Annotated in this window: 21 protein-coding genes and 1 pseudogene; 15 read left to right on the top strand and 7 right to left on the bottom strand. The window is 69.9% G+C overall.

What is annotated here, in order from left to right; translation table 11 throughout:
• Positions 1-4: 4 nt before the first annotated feature.
• Positions 5-754: a hypothetical protein gene (locus tag ACIPSE_RS04800; protein ID WP_401657370.1), complete on the top strand. Its 750-nt coding sequence runs from the start codon at positions 5-7 to the stop codon at positions 752-754.
• A gap of 2 nt (positions 755-756) precedes the next feature.
• Here the strand turns inward: ACIPSE_RS04800 and ACIPSE_RS04795 are convergent, their stop codons facing one another.
• Both ACIPSE_RS04795 and ACIPSE_RS04790 read right to left on the bottom strand, forming a co-directional pair.
• The gene (locus ACIPSE_RS04795) at positions 757-945 is read right to left on the bottom strand and encodes a DUF397 domain-containing protein (protein ID WP_401657368.1); all 189 of its coding nucleotides are present in this window, start codon (positions 943-945) and stop codon (positions 757-759) included.
• Between the two features lie 10 nt (positions 946-955).
• A pseudogene (locus tag ACIPSE_RS04790) lies at positions 956-1165 on the bottom strand (Scr1 family TA system antitoxin-like transcriptional regulator); the annotation flags it as partial.
• A gap of 31 nt (positions 1166-1196) precedes the next feature.
• Between ACIPSE_RS04790 and ACIPSE_RS04785 the strand changes: the two are divergent.
• The 5 genes from ACIPSE_RS04785 to ACIPSE_RS04765 all read left to right on the top strand — a co-directional run bounded on the left by ACIPSE_RS04785 (position 1197) and on the right by ACIPSE_RS04765 (position 7236).
• Positions 1197-1556, top strand: a complete 360-nt coding sequence (locus ACIPSE_RS04785; protein WP_401657366.1) for a hypothetical protein — start codon at positions 1197-1199, stop codon at positions 1554-1556.
• Between the two features lie 170 nt (positions 1557-1726).
• Complete coding sequence (locus tag ACIPSE_RS04780; protein WP_401657364.1) at positions 1727-4744, top strand: BTAD domain-containing putative transcriptional regulator; 3018 nt, start codon at positions 1727-1729, stop codon at positions 4742-4744.
• On the top strand, positions 4741-5463 hold the full coding sequence (locus tag ACIPSE_RS04775) for a prepilin peptidase (RefSeq protein WP_401657362.1): 723 nt from the start codon (positions 4741-4743) through the stop codon (positions 5461-5463). The genes ACIPSE_RS04780 and ACIPSE_RS04775 overlap by 4 nt, the downstream gene beginning before the upstream one ends.
• A gap of 119 nt (positions 5464-5582) precedes the next feature.
• A complete protein-coding gene (gene mqnC / locus ACIPSE_RS04770) occupies positions 5583-6782 on the top strand; it encodes a cyclic dehypoxanthinyl futalosine synthase (protein ID WP_401657360.1) in 1200 nt (399 codons plus the stop codon).
• Positions 6783-6789: 7 nt separating this feature from the next.
• On the top strand, positions 6790-7236 hold the full coding sequence (locus ACIPSE_RS04765; protein ID WP_401657358.1) for an imidazolonepropionase-like domain-containing protein: 447 nt from the start codon (positions 6790-6792) through the stop codon (positions 7234-7236).
• A 45-nt stretch (positions 7237-7281) separates the two neighbouring features.
• Here ACIPSE_RS04765 and ACIPSE_RS04760 read toward each other — a convergent pair whose 3' ends face one another.
• On the bottom strand, positions 7282-8310 hold the full coding sequence (locus tag ACIPSE_RS04760; RefSeq protein ID WP_401657356.1) for a chitinase: 1029 nt from the start codon (positions 8308-8310) through the stop codon (positions 7282-7284).
• Between the two features lie 307 nt (positions 8311-8617).
• Between ACIPSE_RS04760 and ACIPSE_RS04755 the strand changes: the two genes are divergently transcribed.
• The 4 genes from ACIPSE_RS04755 to ACIPSE_RS04740 are packed head-to-tail and all read left to right on the top strand — an operon-like array spanning position 8618 to position 13445.
• The gene (locus tag ACIPSE_RS04755; protein WP_401657354.1) at positions 8618-8998 is read left to right on the top strand and encodes a hypothetical protein; all 381 of its coding nucleotides are present in this window, start codon (positions 8618-8620) and stop codon (positions 8996-8998) included.
• An 18-nt stretch (positions 8999-9016) separates the two neighbouring features.
• On the top strand, positions 9017-11371 hold the full coding sequence (locus ACIPSE_RS04750) for a bifunctional polysaccharide deacetylase/glycosyltransferase family 2 protein (protein ID WP_401657352.1): 2355 nt from the start codon (positions 9017-9019) through the stop codon (positions 11369-11371).
• Entirely contained in the window at positions 11371-12726 is a 1356-nt protein-coding gene (locus ACIPSE_RS04745) for an acyltransferase family protein (protein WP_401657350.1), read from the top strand. The genes ACIPSE_RS04750 and ACIPSE_RS04745 overlap by 1 nt, the downstream gene beginning before the upstream one ends.
• Positions 12727-12749: 23 nt before the next feature.
• Positions 12750-13445, top strand: coding sequence for a demethylmenaquinone methyltransferase (locus ACIPSE_RS04740; protein ID WP_401657348.1), 696 nt, complete (start codon positions 12750-12752; stop codon positions 13443-13445).
• Here the strand turns inward: ACIPSE_RS04740 and ACIPSE_RS04735 are convergent.
• Together ACIPSE_RS04735 and ACIPSE_RS04730 are read right to left on the bottom strand one after the other, a co-directional pair.
• Positions 13432-13746: a PASTA domain-containing protein gene (locus ACIPSE_RS04735; protein ID WP_401657346.1), complete on the bottom strand. Its 315-nt coding sequence runs from the start codon at positions 13744-13746 to the stop codon at positions 13432-13434. The genes ACIPSE_RS04740 and ACIPSE_RS04735 overlap by 14 nt on opposite strands.
• Before the next feature lie 119 nt (positions 13747-13865).
• Entirely contained in the window at positions 13866-14411 is a 546-nt protein-coding gene (locus ACIPSE_RS04730) for a GNAT family N-acetyltransferase (protein WP_401657344.1), read from the bottom strand.
• A 97-nt stretch (positions 14412-14508) separates the two neighbouring features.
• On the opposite strand from ACIPSE_RS04730, the gene ACIPSE_RS04725 reads away from it, so the two are divergent.
• Positions 14509-15837: a geranylgeranyl reductase family protein gene (locus ACIPSE_RS04725; RefSeq protein ID WP_401657342.1), complete on the top strand. Its 1329-nt coding sequence runs from the start codon at positions 14509-14511 to the stop codon at positions 15835-15837.
• Here ACIPSE_RS04725 and def read toward each other — a convergent pair.
• Together def and ACIPSE_RS04715 are read right to left on the bottom strand one after the other, a co-directional pair.
• Positions 15834-16484 carry a peptide deformylase gene (def, locus tag ACIPSE_RS04720; RefSeq protein WP_401657340.1) on the bottom strand — a complete coding sequence of 217 codons (651 nt, stop codon included), beginning with the start codon at positions 16482-16484 and terminating at the stop codon, positions 15834-15836. The genes ACIPSE_RS04725 and def overlap by 4 nt on opposite strands.
• Positions 16485-16578: 94 nt before the next feature.
• Positions 16579-17397, bottom strand: coding sequence for a C40 family peptidase (locus ACIPSE_RS04715; RefSeq protein ID WP_401657338.1), 819 nt, complete (start codon positions 17395-17397; stop codon positions 16579-16581).
• Positions 17398-18110: 713 nt separating this feature from the next.
• Between ACIPSE_RS04715 and ACIPSE_RS04710 the strand changes: the two genes are divergently transcribed.
• The 4 genes from ACIPSE_RS04710 to ACIPSE_RS04695 are packed head-to-tail and all read left to right on the top strand — an operon-like array spanning position 18111 to position 21111.
• The gene (locus ACIPSE_RS04710) at positions 18111-18470 is read left to right on the top strand and encodes an NADH-quinone oxidoreductase subunit A (protein WP_007383963.1); all 360 of its coding nucleotides are present in this window, start codon (positions 18111-18113) and stop codon (positions 18468-18470) included.
• A gap of 15 nt (positions 18471-18485) precedes the next feature.
• Positions 18486-19040, top strand: coding sequence for an NADH-quinone oxidoreductase subunit B family protein (locus ACIPSE_RS04705; protein ID WP_003998928.1), 555 nt, complete (start codon positions 18486-18488; stop codon positions 19038-19040).
• Complete coding sequence (locus tag ACIPSE_RS04700) at positions 19037-19783, top strand: NADH-quinone oxidoreductase subunit C (protein WP_401657336.1); 747 nt, start codon at positions 19037-19039, stop codon at positions 19781-19783. Before ACIPSE_RS04705 ends, ACIPSE_RS04700 begins: the two co-directional genes overlap by 4 nt.
• Complete coding sequence (locus ACIPSE_RS04695; RefSeq protein ID WP_401657334.1) at positions 19780-21111, top strand: NADH-quinone oxidoreductase subunit D; 1332 nt, start codon at positions 19780-19782, stop codon at positions 21109-21111. The genes ACIPSE_RS04700 and ACIPSE_RS04695 overlap by 4 nt, the downstream gene beginning before the upstream one ends.
• Positions 21112-21130: the final 19 nt, after the last annotated feature.

Raw genomic sequence — 21130 nt, 5'->3', positions numbered from 1 at the left:
TGTAGTGCATATTGGTGCGGGAATCGTAGACGTCCACCCAGGTGGCGGTATTGCGGAGATCCCACGGTTCGTCGTTTCGGGGGCCCTGGTGATGGTGGGGCCCTATGCCGACAGCGAGCAGCATGAGATGCATCTTCTTGCCACTTGCGGAGCGGGGAACTGGCAGGATTCCGCGGAGGACGAATTCCGCTTCGGCGGTGTCGATCGCGCGCTGAGCAGCATGATTCTGCAGGTCCCATCCGGAACGAAGGTCATAGATGAAGACTGCGCGGGGTGGTTGCTGACCCCTTACGAGGAGGTGGGCTTTCGGCTCTCCTTGACAGGTGACTTCACGGTTCCGAAATGCGTTACGAGTCTGACCACGCCGACTGGAGACAGGCTGGTGTGTGGGATCAGTGGGTTCCCGTCCGTGGGGTCGGAGAGCAGGCGTCGTCTTCGTGTGTGCCGCGACCTGGACCTTCTTTTCTCGGGGTCCAGGTATGTCGGATGGATCTTGTCCAGCCCTGTGGAATACATGACCTCCGGCTGGATTGTCGCCGAATCAAGTTCCCCGGACAGTGAACTCGCCGAGGTCCTGAGGGATTACTTGATCCTCAACACTGAGCACTTCCACGAGACGTTGGAGGAGGGTGACGCTGCAAGTGGTGACGCGTTGCGGCAGTTGATGGCACGGATCCAAACGGACCACGGTGCGGTCGCCGGGCGCCGCGCGCTGCGGGACTGCATCACCGAGATTCTCGACTGGTACTTCTGAGTTCACCGTCGGGTTTTGAGGTCCTCGATGAAGGCGGCGAACGTGGTGGGCGGGAAGGAGAGGGTGGCGCGGGCCGGGGCCTTGGAGTCGCGGACGGCGACTCGGGTGTGCCGGTTGGCTATCTCCACGCAGTCGTTGCCCTCCCCGCCGCCGGAGAAGGACGACTTCCGCCACTGAGAGGGAGTGGTCATGGACGGGTCCTCACAGTTCCTTGGCCAGTCGTTGGATGAGGTCACGTGACCGCTCGGGGTCGAGTGAAGCTTCCCTCACCCTACGGAAGAGCCTTCGGAAGTGCTCCAGTTGGGCTTCGGAGTCGATGAAGGCTGTGCCGTGTGGGGCGTCGCGGACCACGGTGTCCAGGGGAGGTACCGGTCCGCCGAGGTGCACCATCGCGCTTCCGGCGCCGGGGAAGTCGTCGGCACTGAAACCGCTGGCGGCAGCCTTGGAGACCACCGACACCGAGAGCGCGGGGATGCTCGCGCAGCTCGTCGAATCCTGCCTGGTCGATGTCGAGGCCCGGCAGACGTGGAAGGAGCTGATGATGGCGGTCCGCTACTTCTTCTTCCGGCACGAGGTTGCCGAGAAGGTACGTGAAGAAGGCCGTGAAGAAGGGCGGGCCCAGGCCAGGGCGGAGATGGTGCTCCGGATCCTTCAATGGCGCGAGATCCCCGTTCCGGATGCCGTTCGTGAGCGGGTCGAGGGCTGCGCCGATCTTCATCAGCTGGAGGTGTGGGCCGAGCGGGCCGTCCACGCGGCGGACGCGTGGGATCTCTTCGTCGGGGCCGCTGACAGCGGGCGCTGAGGGTACGGCGGCGCGGCGACCGCGAAGGGCCGGCCGGTGGGGAGGGGGAGGGGTGCGAATCGGGAGCGGTACCCCTCTGCCCGAGCTTCGACTCCTTACATAAGATCTCTGTAGGCTCAGCACACCCCCCGCCCCCACCCACACCTCACCCACCACCTCAGGACGCCGCCATGGCACGACGCCGCAGTTCAAGCCCGTCACGCTCGACGGGAAACGGCTCGACCGGGAACGCGACCACCCCCGGCACCCCCCGGAACCGCACCCCTCAACCTGTGCGGATCCGGCGGCGTACCTTCGGTGATTTCGTGAAGGCGTTCTTCGCGTTCGTGGCGTTGCTCGTGCTGGTCGTCGGGGTGCCGGGCGCGCTCGCGATGAGCGTGGGATGGCCGTTCCCCAGCGGGGCGCCGAAGCTGGAGTGGCTCCAGCAGGAGATCACCACCGGCACGTTCCTGCGCATCCTCACCGTCCTCGTCTGGCTCGCCTGGGCGCAGTTCGCCGCCTGCGTGCTCGTCGAGATAAAGGCGGCGGTGTCGGGGATCGGCGTTCCGGGACGCGTTCCGGGCGCGGGGCCCAGCCAGTTGCTCGCCCGGCAGCTCGTCGCCGCGCTGCTGCTCGTGGGCGCGACGGCCGCGAGCCTGACGCCGGGGCTGTCGCAGCTCGGGCACAGCATCGAGGGCAACCAGCGGGGCACGGTCGCCGCCGCGCAGCAGACGCCGGGCGGCGGGGGGCTGTTCGCGCAGCAGCAGGAGCAGGCCGCGAGCACGGCCGCCGCGCTCGCCGAGCAGGCGTCCACCGCCGCCGCGCACGCCGACGCCGGGGGCGGCTCCGGCGCCGCCAGGAGCGGGCCGACGAAGTACTACCGGATCCAGCCCCCCGAGGGACGGCACCACGACTCCCTGTGGGAGGTCGCCGAACGCCACCTCGGTGACGGCCGCCGGTACAAGGAGATCTTCGAGCTCAACAAGGACCGTGTGCAGCCCGACGGTTCGAAGCTGTCGGAGGCCAGTCTGATCCGGCCCGGCTGGATCATGGAGATGCCCGGCGACGCCCGCGGCGGCGACCTCGTCGAGATGCCCGACAGCCCCTCCGGCGGCGCCCAGCAGCAGGTCCACGACTACGGACAGACCGGCGACCAGGCCAAGGGCGGCGGTGACGAAGTCCAGGGCGGCGGTGACGAGGTCCAGGGCGGCGGCGAGAACGCCCAGGTCTCCCTCCCCGGACAGCGCCCCGAGCAGCGCCCCGCCTCCGACCAGCGGCACGAGCAGGGGCAGCAGCACGCCACCCCCGCCGCCGAGGAGTCCTCCTTCGGGCTCCCGCAGGCCCTCCTCGGCGCCCCCCTCCTCGCCGCCGGCCTCCTCGGCGCGCTCGGCCGGCGCCGCCGACAGGCCCTGTGGCAGTCGGCGTTCGGCGCGGTCGGCGGGCGGCGCGGGATGGAACCGCCGACGCCGACCGGGGACGCGGCCGACGTGCAGGACGCGCTGCTCGTGGGCGCCGACCCCGAGGGCGTACGGCTCCTGGACCGGTCCCTGCGCGGGCTCGCCGCCCAACTGGCCACCGAGTCCCGGCCGTTGCCCGTCGTCTACGCCGCCTGGCTCACCGGCGGCGATCTGCACCTCCAGCTCGCGCAGCCGTCGGGCAAGCCGCCCACGCCCTGGCAGCAGGGGCAGGACCAGACGTTCTGGATGCTCGCCCGCGCCGACGCCGAGCGCTACGAGGACGAGGACACCGCCGCGCCGTACCCGGGGCTCGTCTGCCTCGGCACGATGGACGACTCGCGGCTGCTGCTCAACCTGGAGGCGGTGCCCGGACTCGTGTCGCTGTCGGGCCGGGAGGCCGACCGGGCCGCCGTGTTCGCGTCCGTCGCCGCCGAACTCGCCACCAACGGCTGGTCGGACCGCATGACCATCACCCTCGTCGGGTTCGGCGAGGACCTCACCCCGCTCGCCCCGAACCGGCTCCGGCACCTCGACGGCATCGAGGACCTCATCGAGACCATGGGCGCCGAGACCCGCCAGCGGCGCGGCGCGCTCGGCGCGGCCGGGCACGACTCCGTCCTCACCGGCCGTACCGGCCCCGCCCAGCACACCCGTTGGGCCCCGCACCTGGTCCTGCTGGCCGCCGAGCCGTCCGCCGACGACGCGATGAAGCTCGCCGAACTCGCCGCCGACGCGAGCCGGTTGGGCATCGGCTACCTCGTCGGCACCGAGAGCGGCGATCTGCCGGGCGCCGCCTGGGAGATGGAGATCACCGGCGAGGGCAAGCTGCTCGCCCCGCTCCTCGGACTCGAACTCGACGCCCAGCTCCTGCCCGCCGCCCAGCAGCGCGCGGTCGTCGAGCTGTTCGTGCAGGCCGACCCGGACCGCACGCCCGACGGGCCCGTCACCACCCCGCCGTTCCTCGTCGACATCAGCGAGCAGGGCCGTCCGGCCGTGTACGCGCGGCTCGTCGGGCCGTACGAGATCATCGGGCTCGACACCCCCGACGGCGAGCGGAGCGTCCTGCTGCACGAGGCGCTCGCCCTGCTGCTCCTGCACCGCGAGGGCGTGCACCCGCGGGTGCTGTCCTCCGCGCTGTGGCCGCGCGGCGTGACGGACGACGTGCGCGAGGCGCTGCTCGACCGGCTGCGCGCCTGGCTCGGCACCGACCCCGACGGGACGCCGCGGCTGGCGGCCGACCGCGCCGGGCGGCTCACCCTCGCCAAGTCCGTCGTGTCCGACCTGGACGTGCTGCGGTCGCTGTACCACGAGGCCACCCAGGGCAAGGGCGTCGACAGCCGGGCCGTGCGCGGCCGGCTGCTCACCGACGCGCTCGTCCTGGTGCGCGGGCCGCTGCTCGCGGACCGGCCCGAGGGCCGCTACCGCTGGCTCACCCACGAGATCGTCGACGCCCAGCTTCCGCTGCTCGTCGCGGACATCGGCCTCGCGCTCTCCGAGTTCCACCTGGTGAAGGACCGCGCGGAGAAGGCCATCGAGGCGCTCACCGCCGCCCTGCGGACCGCCCCCGGCGACGAGCGGCTGTGGCACGAGCTGCTCCGCGCCACGCACGGCACCGGCGACGCCGCCCGGCTCCGGGCGCTGGCCGCCGACCTCATCTCCCGCAGCGGGGCCCGCGGACTCCCGCCGCGCACCGAGGCCCTCCTCGACGAGCTCCTGCCGAGCTGGCGCGACGGCGTCGCGGCGGCCGGATGACCGTCCTGCTCGTTCTCGCCGCCGCGCTCTGGGGCGCGGCGGCGGGCGCGTTCCTGCCGACGGCCGTCTACCGCTTCTCCGCGCCCGCCGGGGAACCCTGGCGGGACGCCTGCCCCGACGGCCACCCGCTCAGGGGCTGGCTGGGCCGGGCCCGCTGCGCCCGCGACCGCACCGCGTACGGCCCTTCGGCCACCCTTCTCGCCGCCGTCACCGCCGCCGTCTGCGCCGCGCTCGCCGCCGCCACCGGTACCCGGCCCGAGCTGGCGGTGTGGCTGCTGCTCGCGCCGGCCGGTGTCCTGCTGGCGACGGTCGACCTGAAGGTACGGCGGCTGCCCGACCCGCTGACCCTGCCCCTCGCGGGCGCCGCCCTCGCCCTCCTCGGCGCGGTCTCCTTCGTCCCCGAGCACGCCGGTGACTGGCTCCACGCCCTCCTCGGTGCCCTCGCCCTCGGCGGCGGCTACCTCGTCCTCTTCCTGATCAACCCGGCCGGCATGGGCTTCGGCGACGTGAAACTGGCCCTCGGCACGGGCGCCGTCCTCGGCTGGTACGGCTGGCCGACGGTCCTGCTCGGCACGTTCGCCGGGTTCCTGCTGGGCGCGCTGTACGGCGGCGCGCTCGTCGTCGCGGGCCGGGCGAACCGCAAGACGGCCATCGCCTTCGGCCCCTTCCTGATCATGGGAGCGTTCCTGGGTCTGCTGATCGGCGCGTACACCGCCTGAGGCCCGGCACCGGGGGCCGTACGGCCTGACGTCGGTGTCCGGCAGGGGCTGGCGTAGGCTGGCCGGGACCGTCCGTAGCGGGCGGGCCGTCCACAACCCTTGACGAAAGGGACGCCCCGGTGACCGAGAAGGCCGACCTTCAGTCCGTGCTCGACCGTGCCGCCGCCGGTGGGCGGATCAGCCCTGAAGAAGCGCTCGACCTCTACCGTGACGCCCCGCTGCACGCGCTGGGCGCCGCCGCCGACGCCGTACGCCGCCGCCGGTACGCCGGTACCGAGCACATCGCGACGTACATCATCGAGCGGAACATCAACTACACGAACGTCTGCGTGACGGCGTGCAAGTTCTGCGCGTTCTACGCCCCGCCCACCGCCAAGGACAAGGGCTGGACCCGCGATCTCGACGACATCCTGCGCCGCTGCGCGGAGACCGTCGAGCTCGGCGGCACGCAGATCATGTTCCAGGGCGGCCACCACCCGGACTACGGCGTGGAGTACTACGAGAAGCACTTCGCCGCCATCAAGGAGGCGTTCCCGCAGCTCGTCATCCACAGCCTGGGGGCGAGCGAGGTCGAGCACATGGCCCGCATCTCGAAGGTCTCCGTCGAGGAGGCCATCCAGCGGATCCACGCCGCGGGCCTCGACTCCTTCGCCGGCGCGGGCGCCGAGCTGCTGCCCGCGCGCCCTCGCAAGGCCATCGCCCCGCTGAAGGAGAGCGGCGAGCGCTGGCTGGAGATCATGGAGACCTCGCACAACCTGGGCGTGGAGTCCACCTCCACCATGCTGATGGGCACCGGCGAGACCAACGCCGAGCGCATCGAGCACCTGCGCATGATCCGCGACGTACAGGACCGGACCGGAGGCTTCCGGGCCTTCATCCCGTACCTGTACCAGCCGATGAACAACCACCTCAAGGGCCGCACCCAGGCCACGATCTTCGAGTACCTGCGGATGATCGCGATCGCCCGGCTCTTCATGGACAACATCGCCCACATCCAGGGCTCCTGGCTGACGACGGGGCAGGACGCGGGCCAGCTCACGCTGCACTACGGCGCCGACGACCTCGGCTCGGTCATGCTGGAGGAGAACGTCGTCTCGGCGGCCGGTGCCAAGCACCGCTCCAACCTCCAGGAGATGATCGACATGATCCGCACGGCGGGCCGCACCCCCGCCCAGCGCTCCACCACCTACGAGCACCTGGTCGTCCACGACGACCCGGCGAACGACCCGGCCGACTCGCGGGTGATGTCGCACATCTCGTCGACGGCGATCGAAGGCGGCACCGCCCACCCCGAGTTGAAGATCCTCGCCTCCAACTGACCCGCGCATGGAGACGATTCACACCGCCGACGAACTGCGCCGCACCTGGTCCGGGGAACCGGTCGAGGGCGGCGCGGTCCTGGTGGACGGCGACCGGATCGGCGCCGTGGGCACGCTGGCGGACCTGCGCGAGCGGTTCCCCGGCGCGCGCGTGCGTGTATGGCCCGGCGCCCTCGGCCCGGCCCGCGTCTTCGTGAGCCCGCTCCCGGACGCCCCGAGCCCGCGCGAGACGATCCACGCCGTACTGAAGTCGGGCGCGACGACGGTCCTCGCGGAGTACGTCGGCACACCCGAACTCCGCGCGGCGGCCGAGCGGAACGGCGTCCTGATGGTCGCCCGCGCCCAGGCGACACCCCTCGGCGTGACGGGCCGCGCCGACCTCGCGGTCTTCGACGCCGACGGCACCTGCCTCGCGACGGTGTGCGCCGGCCGCCTGGTCCACCGCCGCCGCTAGCGAGCCCTCACACCGCGGGGGCGGGCGGGACCTCGCGGACACGGCCTAGCCCGCGAACGCCTTCCCGAACGCCCCCGAACTCTGCTCCACACCACTGCAGTTGGTCAGCGCGTCGTCCTCGCCGTCGTCGCCGTCCACGCACTCCTGGTCCCGGAACGTCGACCACATCGACACCCAGGCGATCTCCTTCTCCTCGGCGAACGAGCGCACCTCGGCGGCGTCGGCGAGCGTGAACGTCTCTCCGTCCACGTCGTTCGTGCCGATCATCGACGTGAGCGCCATCGCCCGCCACGCGGTCGCGTCCGAGGTCCCGAAGACGTCCATGAGCTGGGTGTGGGCGGCCTTCGCCGAGGTGAGCGCGTACGCGCCCATGTCACCGTCGTAGGACTCTCCGTAGTTCATGGTCATGATGTTGACCGTCGAGACCTGTACGGCGCTGTTGTTGGCGGACTGGAGCAGCGCGACGCTGTCGTCGTCGAGGCCGGACGGCATGACGGGGAGCGTGAACGACACGGTGAGGTCGGTCCGTTCCTTCTGGAGCAGCGCGATCGCCTCCGACCGCAGCTCGACCGAGTCGGAGTCGGTGAGCGTGTCGCCCTCGATGTCGAAGTCGGCCCGGGTGGACCCGGCGGCGTCCAGGGCCGCGCCGTACGCCTCCGCGAGGTCCTCCGCGCTGTCGCAGGTCTCCGCGAGCTCCTTGCCGGAGGCCCCGCCGAAGGACACCCGCACGTCCGCCCCGTCCTCGGTGAGCGCCGAGATCCGTGACGTCACCGCGGAGTCGGTGATCGCGTACGCCCCGTTCCACTCGGGCGTGCAACTGCTCCCGTCGGAGATGACGAACGCGAGGTTGTACGTCGACGGCGACCCGGCGGAGTCCAGGTCGGAGGCGCTGGTGGCACTGACGTAGGGGGCGAACCCGGTGCTCGACGAGGTGCCCGAGGCGCTCTGCGTCGGCGCCGCCGAGGACTGCTCGGGCGTCGACTCCGACGAGGTGCCGGTGTCGGCCGAACAGCCCGCCGTGGCCAGGGCAAACAGGCAACTGAGCCCCGCCGCCGGCTTCAGGAAACGCCGCATCGCGTAAGCACCCGCTCTCGTGATTTCCGTCTCAGGATGGAAACAAACTGTGTTTGTGGAGTGGAAATGTCTCACACCGGGCTGAGCTTCATGAGGGGCGGGTCATCATGGCCGATCCATAGGTGACAGCCAGAAAACCGGACAAATAACCACCTTAAAGAGGGCAAGTCGCCCGCCCTGTGACGGGTGGGGTCGCGCAGGCGTTCCAGGGAACTCTCAGAGAGAAGACAGGTTAAGGCGTTTCTCATACGTGCCTCACATGAGAAGCAGAGTTTCTGACACATAAAGCCTCCCTAATATCCGGGGAATGCATTCCGAGCCTGCCATCGATAACCGCGCCGCCCGCGGTCGCCGCCGCAAACGCGGCAACGAGTCCGCCGACGGGCCCGTGTTCGTTGACAACTCCGGTCGCCGCTCCAAGCTGCTGCGCCGGATCGGCATCCTCGTCGGCGTCCTGTGTCTGGGGTACGCCGTCGTCCTGGGCCTGGCGTTCATGGGGATCGGCACGTCGAACCCGTCCTCGCTGCTGCCGTTCGGCGACGGCGGAGGCGGCCCCGCCACACAGGGCGGCGGCGGCCCGGGCGCCCAGCCCCAGGGCGGCATCGGGGGCACCGTGCAGCCCACCGGCACCCCGCCCGCGCTGCCCTCGGGCGTCCCCACACCGTCCGCGTCCGCGAACGCCAACTGACCGGAGCGCGGCCCTGCCATGACGACTACGACGACACCCTCCCGCGGCCGCCGCCGCGCCCCCTCCCGCCTCGGGCGCGCGGCGGGCAAGGCGGCGGCGCTCCAGAAGCCGCGCGTGCTGCTCGCGCTGCTGCTCCTGCTCGCGCTGACCAGCGTGATGCTGCTCGACGGCTATCTGCGCGCCGAGGTCGGCGGCGACGAACGCGTCCGCGACGGCGCCAGCGCCAGCAAGGTCCCCGACAAGGTCCTCGACGGCGGCCCGATCATCACCTTCCGCGGCGGCCAGGCGACCTCCGTCTCCGTCCCGGACAAGACGATCGCGCTCACCTTCGACGACGGACCCAACCCCACCTACACCCCGCAGGTGCTGGAGATCCTGGAGAAGTACGACGTCCCCGCCACGTTCTTCGTGGTCGGCTCGATGGTGTCGCGCTACCCGGGCATCGTGAAGGACATGGTCGCGCAGGGCAACGAGGTGGGTATCCACACCTTCACCCACGTCGACCTCTCCTACCAGAGCGACGCCCGCGTCAACCGCGAGATGCAGCAGACCCAGTTGGCGCTCGCGGGCGCGGCCGGCATCACCACCACGCTCTTCCGGGCGCCCTACTCCTCCGAGACCGACGCCATCGACAACTACAGCTGGCCGGTCTACAAGGAGCTCGGCGCCGACGGGTACACCAGCGTCTTCGTCGACACCGACAGCGACGACTGGAAGAAGCCGGGCGTCTCGAAGATCATCAAGTGGGCGACCCCGGACGACGGGGACGGCGCCTCCGTCCTCTTCCACGACGCTGGCGGCGAGCGCTCGCAGACCCTGAAGGCGCTGCCCAAGTACATCGAGAAGATGAAGAAGAAGGGGTACACCTTCACGACCATCAGCGGGGTGCTCGCGGAGGAGCAGTCCGCGCAGGCCACCGGCGCGCCCACCGCGAACGGCACCCAGCAGCCGGGCGGCCAGACCGCCCCCGGCAACGGCACCGAGGCCAACGGGGCCCAGGGCAACGGCACCGAGGCCAACGGGGCCCAGGGCAACGGGACCCAGGGCAACGGCGTGAACGTCCTCCAGGCCGCTCACCGCAGCGCCACCGGCACCACCCTCTACGAGGGCAAGGCCCTCATCGCGGCCGTCGCCGTCGCCGAATGGACGGTGCCCGTCCTGTCGTACGGGCTGCTCGTCGTCGGCATCGCCGTGATCGGCAGGTTCGGGATGATGCTCGTCCTGGCCCGGCGCCACTACAGACAGCGCAACAAACGCCGGTTCAGCTGGGGGCCGACCGTCACCCGGCCGGTGAGCGTGATCGTCCCGGCGTACAACGAGAAGGAGTGCATCGCCAACACCCTGGAGTCGCTGGCGCAGAGCACCCACCCGATCGAGGTCATCGTCGTCGACGACGGATCGAGCGACGGCACCTCCGAGATCGCGCGCGCCGCCGCCGACCGGCTCGGCATGCGCAACGTCCGGGTCATCCGGCAGGAGAACGCGGGCAAGCCCGCCGCCCTCAACAACGGCGTCCGCAACGCCAGTTACGACATCGTCATCATGATGGACGGCGACACCGTCTTCGAGCCGGACGCCGTGCACCAGCTCGTGCAGCCGTTCGCGGACCCCGAGGTCGGTGCCGTCGCCGGCAACGCCAAGGTCGGCAACCGCAACACGATCATCGGCGCCTGGCAGCACATCGAGTACGTGATGGGCTTCAACCTCGACCGCCGTATGTACGACCTGCTGCGCTGCATGCCCACCATCCCGGGCGCGATCGGCGCGTTCCGCCGTGACGCGGTGCTCCAGGTCGGCGGGATGAGCGAGGACACCCTCGCCGAGGACACCGACATCACCATCGCCTTCCACCGCGCGGGCTGGCGGGTCGTCTACCAGGAGCACGCCAAGGCCTGGACGGAGGCGCCCGGTTCGCTCAAGCAGCTCTGGTCCCAGCGCTACCGCTGGTCCTACGGCACCATGCAGGCGCTGTGGAAGCACCGCAAGTCCCTGACGGACAAGGGCCCTTCGGGCCGCTTCGGCCGGGTCGGCATGCCGCTCGTGGTCATCTTCCAGATCGTCACGCCCGTCTGCGCCCCGCTGATCGACGTCTTCACCGCCTACTCGATGATCTTCATCGACTTCCAGGCGGCCCTGTACGCGTGGCTCGCGGTCCTCGGCGTCCAACTGTTCTGCGCGGCGTACGCCTTCCGGCTGGACCGTGAGCAGTACCGCTATCTGCTGATGATGCCGCTCCAGCAGCTCGCGTACCGGCAGATGATGTACCTCGTCCTCATCCACTCCTCCATCACCGCCCTCACCGGCGGCCGGCTGCGCTGGCAGAAGCTGAAGCGGACGGGTGAGGTCGGCACTCCGGCGGGGGCGAACGGCTGATGAGCTGGGAACAGCAGCAGGGGTACCCACAGGGACAGCCGCAGGACCGTCAGCAGGGCTATCAGCCGGGTTATCAGCAGGGCTACGACTACAACTACGGGTACACCTACGGCGGTTACGAGCAGCCGCAGCAGTACGTGCAGCAGGGCTATCCGCAGCAGCAGTACACGGAGTACCCCCAGCAGCCGGTGGAGTCCGTGGAGTCCGTGGAGCCCGTGCAGGCCGACCAGACGGCCCGGTTGCCGCAGGTCGAACCGGAGGACGTGCCTGCGGACGCGCCCGCGGAGGCACCGGAGCAGCCGGCCGAGCAGAAGCCCAGGTCCCCTGGCCGGGACCGGTACTTCGACACGCTCCGGGCCGTCGCGCTCGTCCGTGTCGTCACGTACCACACCTTCGGGTGGGCCTGGTGCGGCATGGTGTTCCCGTCGATGGGGATCATGTTCGCGCTGGCCGGCACGCTGATGGCGAAGTCGCTGGAGAGGCCGCCGCTCAAGGTGATCAGGAGCCGGCTGCGGCGCCTGCTGCCGCCCTTCTGGTTCTGGGGTCTCTTCGTCGTCCTGGCGATGATGATCCACGGATGGATACCGCACTGGCAGATCGTCTTCTGGATCGTCCCGTTCGGTGATCCGATCGGCAACAAGTGGGGCGTCCAGGCCTGGGAGATCCTCTGGTACCTGCGCACCTACCTGTGGTTCGTGCTGCTGTCCCCGCTGCTGCTGAAGGCGTTCCGGCTGGCCCGGATCCCGATGCTGCTGCTGTCCCTCGCGCCGATCCTGGTCCTCACCTTCGTGTGGGCGGGGCCCGAGGGGCGGCTCGGCAACGAGCTGTGGGACTTCTCGACGTACCTCTTCTGCTGGATCCTCGGCTTCGCGCACCGCGACGGGGTGCTCCAGCGGCTGAAGCCGGCCCTGGTGGTCCTGCTGTCGGCCGCCGCGCTGGCGTACGGCGGCTGGTACGCCTTCACGCACCAGGGCGAGGTCGGCACCTACGACCTCGACGAGATCCCGCTCGCGCAGGCCTTCTGGTCGGCCGGGTTCGTGACGCTGCTGTTCTGGGCGAAGGCGCGCTTCGGGATCGACTTCGCGTGGCTGACCCGGTTCCGCCGCACCGACCGGATCGTGACGATCTTCAACGCGCGGGCCGTGACGATCTACCTCTGGCACGAGATCGCGCTGATCCTCGCCGTCCCGCTGATCGACCAGTTCTGGAAGGTGCGTGCCTTCGAGCTGTACCTGCCGCTGGAGAGCCAGTGGTTCATGTTCGGGATCGGCTGGGTGCTGATCGTGGTGTCCGTGCTCGCCTGCGGATGGGTGGAGGACGTGGCGGCGAAGAAGAAGCCCAGGCTCGTCCCGTGAGGCGGGGCTGCAAGAATGGGCGGGTGACCCGGGCCTCCCTGAACAAGCAGCCGCACGAAGTCGCCTCGATGTTCGACGACGTGGCGGAACGGTACGACCTGACCAACGACGTGCTGTCGCTCGGCCAGGACCGCGCGTGGCGCAAGGAGGTGGCGAAGGCCGTCGACGCCCGCCCGGCGCAGAAGATCCTGGACCTGGCGGCCGGCACGGCGACCTCCTCGCTGCCGTTCGCCCGGACCGGCGCCTACGTCGTCCCCTGCGACTTCTCGCTCGGCATGCTGAAGGTCGGCAAGCGCAACCACCCCTGGCTGCCGCTGACCGCGGGCGACGCGACGAAGCTGCCCTTCAAGGACGACACGTTCGACGCCGTCACGATCTCCTTCGGGCTGCGCAACGTCCAGGACTTCGACGCGGGCCTGCGCGAGATGTACCGGGTGACCCGGCCCGGCGGCCGGGTCGTGATCTGCGAGTTCTCGCACCCCACCTGGGCGCCGTTCCGCACGGTCTACACCGAGTACCTGATGCGCGCCCTGCCGCCGGTGGCCCGCGCGGTCTCCTCCAACCCCGAGGCGTACGTCTACCTCGCCGAGTCCATCCGCGCCTGGCCCGACCAGCCCGCGCTCGCCGGCCGCCTTCAGGAGGCCGGCTGGTCGAAGGTGGCGTGGCGGAACCTGTCGGGCGGGATCGTGGCCCTGCACCGCGGCTTCAAGCAGGGCTGACGACCGCGTCGTAGGGGTTGCCCGGCTCCTCCATCTCGCGCCGCAGCCCGCCGCCCGGCGGCCTCGGCACGCGTGGCTCGCGCACGCCCCCGCCGCCCTCTCCCTCACCGAAGTCGAACCAGACGTAGATCACGGAGTCCCGCGGCACCTCGGCGTCGGGCGGCGGGTACTGCCGTACGACGTACTCGACCACGGTCCGGTGGAAGTCGGGCCGGTCCGGTGCGTTCAGGAAGAGGCCGGTCGCCTCCGCCGTCCGACGCGCGTCCATGGCCATCAGACCCACCAGCCGTGGCACGCGCACTTCGGGCGTCTTGGGTGTTAAGCGCAATTTGTCACCCCCAGCGGTACTGGAAGAGTAACTCCAGCCGCGGAGCGCCCGGAAGCCTCGGGCTGCGTTCTGTGACAGATCGCTACTCAGCGTTATCTTTCTGCGAGTTGAGGTTCCGCTTCGGGTGCCGTGCCGATGTCGAGCCGGAAGCAGAGCGCCTCCTCCGGGAGCGTCGGATGCGGGAACGTCTGTGCCAGCTCCATGCCGAGGCGGCGGGTGACCGCCACGGACCGCTCGTTGCCGGGTCTGACCATCGCGACCACGTCCCGCACCCCGGCCGCCCGCAGCCGCTCCAGCGTCAACTCCGCGGCGGTGGTGGCGTACCCCTTGCCCCAGTGCTCCCGGCCGAGCCTCCAGCCGATCTCGATCTCGCCCGTGGGACCCCACTCCCGCTCCCAGGGCTGGGCGCCGGTGAACCCGATGACCTGGTCGTTCTCGTCGAGCATGGTCCACAGGCAGAAGCCGCGCTCGGCGTCGTGGCGGCGCTGGCGGGCGGTGAGCTCCTCGTAGACGTACAGCTCCGCGGACCTGCCGCCGTGGAACTCCATGACGTCGGGGTCGTCGAAGACCCGGTGCCAGGCAACGGCGTCCTCGTCGGTGGGAACACGCAGTCGTACTACAGGCAGAGCTCGGTTCACGGGGCAGCCCTTCAGCCGGGTGATCGGTACCGCTGAATAGACTGCCCATGTCCAGTGCCGGTCGGCACGCAGATTTCGAACTTGGGGAGATCCCGCCGTGACCGCCGAGACCGAGCCCCACTCCGAGCCGTCGTCGGAGACCCTGTCGAAGCCCCTGTCCGAGAACACCGCCGATGTGATCGTCGTCGGCGCGGGGCCGGCGGGCTCCACGACCGCCTACTACCTCGCCAAGGCCGGTCTCGACGTCCTGTTGCTGGAGAAGACCGCCTTCCCGCGCGAGAAGGTCTGCGGCGACGGCCTCACCCCGCGCGCCACCAAACAGCTCGTGTCGATGGGCATCGACATCTCCGAGGAGGCGGGCTGGCTGCGCAACAAGGGCCTGCGGATCATCGCCGGCGGCGTCCGGCTCCAGCTCGACTGGCCGGAACTCGCCTCCTTCCCGGACTACGGCCTCGTCCGCAAGCGTGACGACTTCGACGAGCAGCTCGCCCGCCAGGCCCAGAAGGCCGGCGCCCGGCTGCACGAGCGGTGCAACGTCGGTGCCCCGATCGTCGACGAGCGCACCGGCCGCATCACCGGTGTGCACGCCAAGCTCGGCGAGGAGAAGCGGGAGGTCACCTTCCACGCGCCGCTGGTCGTCGCCGCGGACGGCAACTCCACCCGGCTCTCCCTCGCGATGGGCCTGCACCGCCGCGAGGACCGCCCGATGGGCGTCGCGGTCCGCACCTACTTCGAGTCGCCGCGCCACGAGGACGACTACCTGGAGTCCTGGCTGGAGCTGTGGGACCGCCGCGGCGCCGAGGACCGCCTCCTGCCCGGCTACGGCTGGATCTTCGGCATGGGCGACGGCACGTCCAACGTGGGCCTGGGCGTGCTGAACACCTCCGACTCCTTCAAGGAGCTGGACTGGCGCGAGGTGCTGAAGGCCTGGTGCGCCTCGATGCCCGCCGAGTGGGGCTACACCCCGGAGAACATGACCGGCCCGATCCGCGGCGCGGCCCTGCCCATGGCCTTCAACCGCCAGCCGCACTACACCAAGGGCCTGTTGCTCGTCGGCGACGCCGGCGGTCTGGTGAACCCCTTCAACGGCGAGGGCATCGCCTACGCCATGGAGTCCGGCCAGATCGCCGCCGACGTCATCGTCCAGGCCCACGCCCGCCCGACGCCCGCGAGCCGCGAACTGGCCCTCCAGCGCTACCCGCAGGTCCTCAAGGACGTCTACGGCGGCTACTACACGCTGGGCCGCGCCTTCGTGAAGCTCATCGGCAACCCGAAGGTCATGAAGATCGCCGCCCAGCGCGGTCTGACCCACCCGATGCTCATGAAGTTCACCCTGAAGCTGCTGGCCAACCTCACCGACCCGACGGGCGGCGACGCGATGGACCGCATCATCAACGGCCTGAGCAAGGCGGCCCCGAAGGCCTAGGGGTTCCCGGCCTCCCGTCCGGCGAGGCCCAGTGCCTCCACGTTGGCGGCCCGGCGGGCGAACACCTCGTCCCGCCGGTCCGCCATCTGCCGCAGCGCGTCCCCGCGTTCGCGCCGGGAGAGCCGGTCCAGGTAGACGTGCCCCTCGGTGTGGTCCGTCTCGTGGGCCAGACAGCGCGCGAAGTACCCCGTCCCCTCGACGACGAGCGGCGCGCCGTCCCGGTCGCACCCGCGCACGACGGCCCGGTCCGGACGCGCGACGTCCATGACGGCACCGGGCACGGACAGACAGCCCTCGCCCTCGTCCAGCAGCCGACGCCCGGAGGGACCGGCCGCGTCGACGACCGGGTTGACGATGTGCCCGACGTGCCGGACCCCGTCGTCGTCCGGGCAGTCGTACACGAACAGCCGCAGGTCGACGCCCACCTGGTTGGCCGCCAGTCCGCAGCCCTCCGCGATGTACATCGTCAGGAACATGTCGTCGATGAGCGCGGCGAGATCGGGCCCGAACTCGGTGACGTCCCGGCACGGCCTGTGCAGAACCCCCTCACCCGTCTCGGTGATCCGCCGTACCTTCCCGCGTCGCGCCTCGGGCGCGAGCCGGGGGTACGCGTCGACGGGCCTGCCTTGTACGAACACACTGGGCATGTCTGTGCCTCCTGGTGGACCGATCCGGTGCGCACAACGCGGAAGGACCGCTGCCCCCGAGCGGCCGCGGTCCTTCCGTACAGTCGTGCGTGCGTCAGAGTACGCGCACCGCACCCGTCGCCGGGTAGCCCGACAGGTCCTGGATGACGACGCCCTTGGAGGGGTTCGCCGCGTCCAGGTACTGGCCGTCGCCGATGTAGACGCCCACGTGGTACGCCGAGCCCGCGGAACCCCAGTACAGGATGTCGCCGACCTGGAGGTTGGACAGGGAGACCGGCGTGCCGGACGTGGACTGGTCCTGCGAGATGCGCGGCAGGTCGACACCGACCTGCTTGAACGCCGCCTGGACCAGACCCGAGCAGTCCCACGCGTTGGGTCCCGTGCCGCCCATGACGTACGCGTCGCCGACCTGCGCCTTGAGGAAGGCGATGACCGTCGCGACGCTGCCGCTGGCGGGCGCGGAGGCGGTCGTGGCCGTCGAGAGGCTGGTCCGCTCGGCGGAACGCGAGGTGGCGGCCTCGGCGGCGGCCTTACGGGCCTCCTCGGCCTTCTTCTTCGCCTCGGCCTTGGCCTTCGCCTCGGCGAGATCCTTCTTGGCCTGCTTGGCCGCCGCCGCGGCGGCGGCGTCGCGCTCGGCCAGGAGCTCGTAGTTCGCGGCCGCCTGCTGCGTGGCGTCCGCGGACTGGGCGACCTGAGCGGCCAGGTCGGCCGTCAGGGTGGGCAGTTCGAGCGTCTGCGTCGTCTCGGCGGCGCTCGCCGCCGTGGACGCGCCCGCCGCTGCCATGCTGAGCATGCCACCGGCGACGCCGGCACGCACGGCGATCGAACTCGTCGCGTTGCGGCGGGGCTTCCGGTGGCTGCGTATGTGAGCGGTGTGGGACATGAGAACAACCGGTATCAGGGGCTCCTCCATACCTACAAGAAACGTGTGCTGCGCCACAGTTGTTCAACCGGACCCCGAAATCCCCAGTGGGCGCCCCTTTATTGACGCCGTAACGGACATTGCGGACGTGACGCAATACGGTCGTGATCACGGGCTTTCGTCATTACGTCCGAATTGCCCCGCGCCTACCACTGGTTGAGACCCGTGGCCAAGCCCTCTTCTCATGGACCTCTTATGGATGTGGTGGAGGTCACGCAACGGTCACGGAGGCGGCTGCGTCACGCGCGCGCATCCCGCCTCGCTCGCTCGTGAACGGGCGCACGCGTCCACATCGCTCCTCGCGGCTCCCTCTGTTGTGTGAACGCGGCGCTCTATCAACCGGTCGCGTCCAGCACCAATTTGCATGCAAGGGAAGTCTCTTGATATTGAGACGCCGCCTCCGAGCTGCGCCGACGAGCGAAAATGTCACCTCTGGTGATCACTCGGACGCTTCTCGTTCAAAGATCACCGCTCATCCGACTTCATGATCCTTCGTCAGGTGGTGGAGATCACAAAGCTTGTGCAATACCCCGTGTCGCAGATCACAGAGCGGCGGGCATAAGATGCGAGGCAGTTGGGCTTGTGACCTGCTTCACATGTTCGCGATCTTCGTCAGGACGAACGGAGTTCGCCGGGCGCGCGGGGCGGAAGCGAACCCGATGCCATCGCCAGCAGTCAGTGCCGACTGAGAGGAGCGAGGAGCGGTGAACGCGTATGCGCCCATCCTCGTACTGGGAGCCCTCGGGGCAGGCTTTGCGATCTTCTCCGTGGTCATGGCCACGCTGATCGGTCCGAAGCGGTACAACCGGGCCAAGCTCGAGGCCTACGAGTGCGGGATCGAGCCGACCCCCACGCCGGCGGGCGGCGGGCGCTTCCCCATCAAGTACTACCTGACGGCGATGCTCTTCATCGTCTTCGACATCGAGATCGTCTTCCTCTACCCCTGGGCCGTCACCTTCGACGCCCTGGGTGTTTTCGGGCTCGTGGAGATGCTGCTCTTCGTGCTCACCGTCTTCGTCGCCTACGCGTACGTATGGCGGCGGGGCGGCCTGGAATGGGACTGAGGGGCCTTTAACGACATGGGACTCGAAGAAAAGCTGCCGAGCGGCTTCCTGCTGACCACCGTCGAGCAGGCCGCGGGCTGGGTGCGCAAGGCGTCCGTCTTTCCGGCGACGTTCGGCCTGGCCTGCTGCGCCATCGAGATGATGACCACGGGCGCCGGCCGGTACGACCTGGCGCGCTTCGGTATGGAGGTCTTCCGCGGCTCACCCCGCCAGGCGGACCTGATGATCGTCGCCGGCCGGGTCAGCCAGAAGATGGCGCCGGTGCTCAGGCAGGTCTACGACCAGATGCCGAACCCCAAGTGGGTCATCTCCATGGGGGTCTGCGCCTCCTCGGGCGGCATGTTCAACAACTACGCGATCGTGCAGGGCGTCGACCACATCGTTCCGGTCGACATCTATCTCCCCGGCTGTCCGCCACGGCCGGAGATGCTCATGGACGCCATCCTCAAGCTTCACCAGAAGATCCAGACCTCCAAGCTCGGAGTCAACGCCGAGGAGGCCGCCCGTGAGGCGGAGGAGGCGGCGCTCAAGGCCCTGCCCACGATCGAGATGAAGGGGCTGCTGAGGTGAGCGACGCGCACGGCACCGGCAACGGCGTCAATCCCGAGAAGGACCTCGGTGCCTCCAACCTCCCCGGTCAGCGGGGCGACGGCGGCGAGGAGATCCGCGTCCAGCGCGGCATGTTCGGCGCGAACAACGGCGGTGACACCTCCGGCTACGGCGGCCTGGTCCGCTCCATCCGGCTCCCGGGGGCGGCCACACGCCCCTACGGCGGCTGGTTCGACGAGGTCGCCGACGAGCTGGAGGGCGCGCTGGAGGAGCAGGGACTCCTGCCGGACAACGCGATCGAGAAGACGGTCGTCGACCGCGGTGAACTCACCTTCCACATCGAGCGCGAGCACCTGGTCCGCGTCGCCCGCACCCTGCGCGACGACCCCGCCCTGCGCTTCGAGCTGTGCACCGGTGTCAGCGGTGTCCACTACCCGCACGACAAGGGCCGCGAGCTGCACGCCGTCTACCACCTGCGCTCGATCACCCACAACCGGCTGATCCGCCTGGAGGTCAGCGCCCCGGACGCCGACCCGGTGATCCCGTCGCTGGTCCCCGTGTACCCGACCAACGACTGGCACGAGCGCGAGACGTACGACTTCTTCGGGATCGTCTTCGAGGGCCACCCGGCCCTGACGCGGATCATGATGCCGGACGACTGGCCGGGCCACCCGCAGCGCAAGGACTACCCCCTCGGCGGCATCCCCGTCGAGTACAAGGGCGCCCAGATCCCTGCTCCGGACCAGCGGAGGTCGTACTCATGAGCACGCAGCACGCATCCGCCGCCTCGGCGCGGGAGACCACCGAGGGCGCCGTCTACACGGTCACCGGCGGCGACTGGGACGAGATCGTCCAGTCCGCGGCCCGCGCCGACGACGAGCGCATCGTCGTCAACATGGGTCCCCAGCACCCCTCCACCCACGGGGTGCTCCGGCTGATCCTGGAGATCGACGGCGAGACCGTCACCGAGGCCCGCTGCGGCATCGGCTACCTCCACACCGGCATCGAGAAGAACCTCGAGTTCCGCACGTGGACGCAGGGCACCACGTTCGTGACGCGCATGGACTACCTGACGTCCTTCTTCAACGAGACCGCCTACTGTCTCGCCGTCGAGAAGCTTCTCGGCGTGGAGGACCAGATCACCGAGCGCGCCAAGATCATCCGGGTGCTCCTGATGGAGCTGAACCGGCTCTCCTCGCACCTGGTGTGCATCGCCACCGGCGGCATGGAGCTCGGCGCCACCACGATCATGATCTACGGATTCCGTGATCGTGAAATGATTCTCGACATCTACGAGCTCATCACGGGCCTCCGGATGAACCACGCGTACATCCGCCCCGGCGGACTCGCGCAGGACCTGCCGCCCGGCGCGGTGGACCACATCCGCGAGTTCGTGAAGAAGATGAAGAAGAACCTCCCCGAGTACGACAAGCTCGCCACCGGGAACCCCATCTTCAAGGCCCGTATGCAGGACGTCGGCCATCTCGACCTGGCCGGCTGCATGGCCCTCGGCGCCACCGGCCCGATCCTGCGCTCCACCGGCCTGCCGCACGACCTGCGCAAGTCGCAGCCCTACTGCGACTACGAGACCTACGACTTCGAGGTCCCCACCGCCGACACCTGCGACTCCTACGGACGCTTCCTCATCCGCCTGGAGGAGATGCGCCAGTCGCTGCACATCGTCGAGCAGTGCCTGGACCGGCTCCAGCCCGGCCCGGTCATGGTCGCCGACAAGAAGATCGCCTGGCCCGCCCAGCTCGCGCTCGGCCCCGACGGCCTCGGCAACTCCCTCGACCACATCAAGAAGATCATGGGCACCTCCATGGAGGCCCTGATCCACCACTTCAAGCTGGTCACCGAGGGCTTCCGGGTTCCGCCGGGACAGGCCTACGCGGCCGTCGAGTCGCCCAAGGGCGAACTCGGGGTGCACGCCGTGTCCGACGGCGGCACCCGCCCCTTCCGGGTCCACTTCCGCGACCCGTCCTTCACCAACCTTCAGGCCATGGCGGCGATGTGCGAGGGCGGCCAGGTCGCCGACGTCATCGTCGCCGTCGCGTCCATCGACCCCGTGATGGGAGGCGTCGACCGGTGACCACCACCCCCGAGGGCGT

Source organism: Streptomyces sp. NPDC090106, from assembly GCF_044747265.1.
Lineage (GTDB): Bacteria > Actinomycetota > Actinomycetes > Streptomycetales > Streptomycetaceae > Streptomyces.
This window is presented reverse-complemented; position numbering and strand designations above follow the sequence as displayed.

Bases quoted from the DNA above. Each gene is read 5' to 3' on its own strand.
- ACIPSE_RS04745 (WP_401657350.1), top strand. From the start codon at position 11,371: ATGAGCTGGGAACAGCAGCAGGGGTACCCACAGGGACAGCCGCAGGAC.
- ACIPSE_RS04755 (WP_401657354.1), top strand. From the start codon at position 8,618: ATGCATTCCGAGCCTGCCATCGATAACCGCGCCGCCCGCGGTCGCCGC.
- ACIPSE_RS04715 (WP_401657338.1), bottom strand. From the start codon at position 17,397: ATGGAGGAGCCCCTGATACCGGTTGTTCTCATGTCCCACACCGCTCAC.
- ACIPSE_RS04775 (WP_401657362.1), top strand. From the start codon at position 4,741: ATGACCGTCCTGCTCGTTCTCGCCGCCGCGCTCTGGGGCGCGGCGGCG.
- ACIPSE_RS04695 (WP_401657334.1), top strand. From the start codon at position 19,780: ATGAGCACGCAGCACGCATCCGCCGCCTCGGCGCGGGAGACCACCGAG.
- ACIPSE_RS04780 (WP_401657364.1), top strand. From the start codon at position 1,727: ATGGCACGACGCCGCAGTTCAAGCCCGTCACGCTCGACGGGAAACGGC.
- ACIPSE_RS04750 (WP_401657352.1), top strand. From the start codon at position 9,017: ATGACGACTACGACGACACCCTCCCGCGGCCGCCGCCGCGCCCCCTCC.
- ACIPSE_RS04760 (WP_401657356.1), bottom strand. From the start codon at position 8,310: ATGCGGCGTTTCCTGAAGCCGGCGGCGGGGCTCAGTTGCCTGTTTGCC.
- def (WP_401657340.1), bottom strand. From the start codon at position 16,484: ATGCCCAGTGTGTTCGTACAAGGCAGGCCCGTCGACGCGTACCCCCGG.
- ACIPSE_RS04705 (WP_003998928.1), top strand. From the start codon at position 18,486: ATGGGACTCGAAGAAAAGCTGCCGAGCGGCTTCCTGCTGACCACCGTC.
- ACIPSE_RS04795 (WP_401657368.1), bottom strand. From the start codon at position 945: ATGACCACTCCCTCTCAGTGGCGGAAGTCGTCCTTCTCCGGCGGCGGG.
- ACIPSE_RS04765 (WP_401657358.1), top strand. From the start codon at position 6,790: ATGGAGACGATTCACACCGCCGACGAACTGCGCCGCACCTGGTCCGGG.